Source organism: Myroides odoratus, from assembly GCF_001549985.1.
Lineage (GTDB): Bacteria > Bacteroidota > Bacteroidia > Flavobacteriales > Flavobacteriaceae > Flavobacterium > Flavobacterium odoratum_A.
In genome coordinates this window covers 1-973 of record NZ_LROZ01000048.1, presented here as the reverse complement: position 1 = coordinate 973, position 973 = coordinate 1, and the positions used below count along the sequence as shown (strand labels likewise).

Annotated in this window: 1 tRNA gene and 1 rRNA gene; both read right to left on the bottom strand. The window is 48.5% G+C overall.

Annotated elements, in window-relative coordinates:
- Window positions 1-177 precede the first annotated feature (177 nt).
- A tRNA-Ile gene (locus tag AWV75_RS18175) sits at window positions 178-251 on the bottom strand.
- Window positions 252-323: 72 nt separating this feature from the next.
- Window positions 324-973 (bottom strand): 16S ribosomal RNA (locus AWV75_RS18170); the annotation flags it as partial.

Sequence of the window (973 nt, the reverse complement as noted above, 5' to 3'; positions counted from 1 at the left end):
GGAGTCGAACCGATGACCTCCTGCGTGCAAGGCAGGCGCTCTAGCCAGCTGAGCTAATCCCCCATTTTTTAGTCTACAGTGAACGGTTAACTGTTTACAGTAAAACCGTTAACTAGTAACTGTTAACTATATTTCAGGTAAGCTTTCAACTTCTAAAATTTCCTTCGTAATACTTAGTAGTCCCGGGCAGACTCGAACTGCCGACCCCTACATTATCAGTGTAGTACTCTAACCAGCTGAGCTACGAGACTCTGTATATTACTTCTTATCTTTTTTTTGAACAAACAGCGAGAGTAAATAAACCAACTCCTTTTTTTCTCTAGAAAGGAGGTGTTCCAGCCGCACCTTCCGGTACGGCTACCTTGTTACGACTTAGCCCTAGTTACCAGTTTTACCCTAGGCAGCTCCTTGCGGCGACCGACTTCAGGTACCCCCGGCTTCCATGGCTTGACGGGCGGTGTGTACAAGGCCCGGGAACGTATTCACCGGATCATGGCTGATATCCGATTACTAGCGATTCCAGCTTCATGGAGTCGAGTTGCAGACTCCAATCCGAACTGAGACCAGTTTTTGAGATTCGCATCCAGTTGCCTGGTAGCTGCTTTCTGTACTGGCCATTGTAGCACGTGTGTAGCCCAAGACGTAAGGGCCGTGATGATTTGACGTCATCCCCACCTTCCTCACGGTTTGCACCGGCAGTCTTGTTAGAGTTCCCGACATTACTCGCTGGCAACTAACAATAGGGGTTGCGCTCGTTATAGGACTTAACCTGACACCTCACGGCACGAGCTGACGACAACCATGCAGCACCTTGTAAATTGTCCGAAGAAAAGTCTATCTCTAAACCTGTCAATCTACATTTAAGCCTTGGTAAGGTTCCTCGCGTATCATCGAATTAAACCACATGCTCCACCGCTTGTGCGGGCCCCCGTCAATTCCTTTGAGTTTCATTCTTGCGAACGTACTCCCCAGG